This window comes from Rhizobacter sp. P2_H2, assembly GCF_056403375.1.
This window is the reverse complement of sequence record NZ_JBFUFP010001098.1, coordinates 1-1743: the sequence shown is the minus strand read 5'-3', so window position 1 is coordinate 1743 and position 1743 is coordinate 1. Positions and strand designations below refer to the sequence as shown.

2 protein-coding genes are annotated in these 1743 nt (G+C 66.7%); one reads left to right on the top strand and one right to left on the bottom strand.

Annotated features, from left to right (window positions below; genetic code table 11):
* Window positions 1–959 (top strand): winged helix-turn-helix domain-containing protein (locus AC1D15_RS30430; RefSeq protein WP_477828965.1); only part of this gene is annotated, 959 nt, incomplete at its 5' end.
* A gap of 418 nt (window positions 960–1377) precedes the next feature.
* On the opposite strand, the gene AC1D15_RS30425 is transcribed toward AC1D15_RS30430, so the two are convergent.
* On the bottom strand, window positions 1378–1743 hold a 366-nt coding region (locus AC1D15_RS30425), incomplete at its 5' end, for a Mor transcription activator family protein (protein WP_477828964.1).

The window sequence follows — 1743 nt, the reverse complement described above, 5'->3', positions numbered from 1 at the left end:
TCGCCCACTGCATGCTCGACGTGGAACGCCGCGAATTGTGGGTCGATGGGCGGCGCCAGACGCTCGAGCCAAAGCCATTCGACGTGCTCTTGCATCTGTACCGCAATCGTCACCGCCTTGTGACGAAGGACGAACTCCTCGACACCGTGTGGCGCCAGGCAGCCGAGTCGCCGGAAGTGGTCGCCCAAGCAATCGCCAAGATTCGCCAGGCGATGCGGCGCAGCAAGACTCACGCGGTGCAGGTCAAAACCGTCTACGGCAAAGGCTACGGGCTGCTGGCCGATGCGCCCGCAGAGCCCGACGAAGACACCGCAGCGACGCTCCTGTCGGACCTGCAGGCGATCCCGGAGCGTCCGCTGGCTGTCGTGCCGCTACCGAGCGGAAACCCGGGCGTCGGCGTCGCGGATCGAGATCTCGGGTATCCCCTGGAAGTTCTCGGCTACACCTTCGCTGTTCACTCGATGCTGAAGCGCATGTCCGCCGCTGAGGTGCAGGCCGGCATCGATGCCACCCAGGCCCCGACGCCAGCAGCAATTGCGGCCGCGATTGGCATCCGCAGCCCCGGCGCGCACGTCCTGTTCGCCCGGCTGGCGCGCCGCGACGAAACGTTGACGCTGGAGTACGTGTTGATGTCACCTGCGTCTCGGACCGAGGGGAGCATGCACGACCGGTCGCCGGCGGCACTCGGCCGGCGGCTGGCCGCACGGCTGCTTCGGCTGCATGCCGGCATCGCAGAGGGGCACGCCCAGGCCGTGGACGAGAGTGCGTGGATGACGCAGATGCTCGACCTCGCGTCGCGCGCCGCCGAAGAACATCGCCGGAGCGAAGCGCTGCATGTCCTCGACGTAGTTCTCGATCAGGATCCCGACCACGATTTGGCGGCGGACCTCAAGGCGCGCATCGACGCCGGTGGCGGCGCGCGGGACAGCGCGTTCTGCACCAGCAAAACCACGCCTTGATCGCGCCCGGCGCGCTCGCACATCGCTCCTGTTGACCGCTTGGCGAAACGCTCGCTGCCTTGGACAAGGCGGTCGCCGAGACCCATTCGCAAACGCTGCCAAGGAGCGTCGTCCCTATGGCGGTTCAGGTCCCGGCAGGTGCGTTTCGGCGACCACGTCTGCCATGGCGACATGGCTGCTTTGGATCGACAGCGCCGCATCGCTGCTCGCACGAGCAGTCGTTTGGTCAGAGGCCTCCCTGCCCTGCAGGGGGCTCAGTTCAATCGGGCGGCCCGGCGACCGCTCTGACACGTAGCGATCACCCGCAGCGAACACCCTGAACCTGAGCATCAGCGCGCCGGACGGCACCCATCTGTGCGGAGCCGAGGTCCAGTTCGATTGGTGACCGTAGCAAGCAATGCCTGCTTCCCCCGCCGCATCACTTGTCAGCACCTGCTGCCCGCCTCAACTCATGGCCGCCCCCCCGCTGGCCGACAATCCGATAGACCGTCGAGCGCGCCAGTCCGAACAGCTGCATCAGCTCTTTGATATTCCGGCCGTTGAACATCTCCCGCACGCGCTCATCGCGCGCCGACTTGTCCGGCGCCGGCACGTAGACATCGTCGCCCCCAAACCTCGTGCGCATGCCCTGGACGATCTCGTGCGCAATCGCACTGGCCCACGGTTCCTGAAACGCCAGGTCATCGCGCAGGATCTCGGTCATGTCGAACACCCACTGCGTGGCGGCGTCGGCTTTGATCTCGTGGGCATCGGGGTGGGGTTGCTGCTGGGGCTGGAAGAGGGG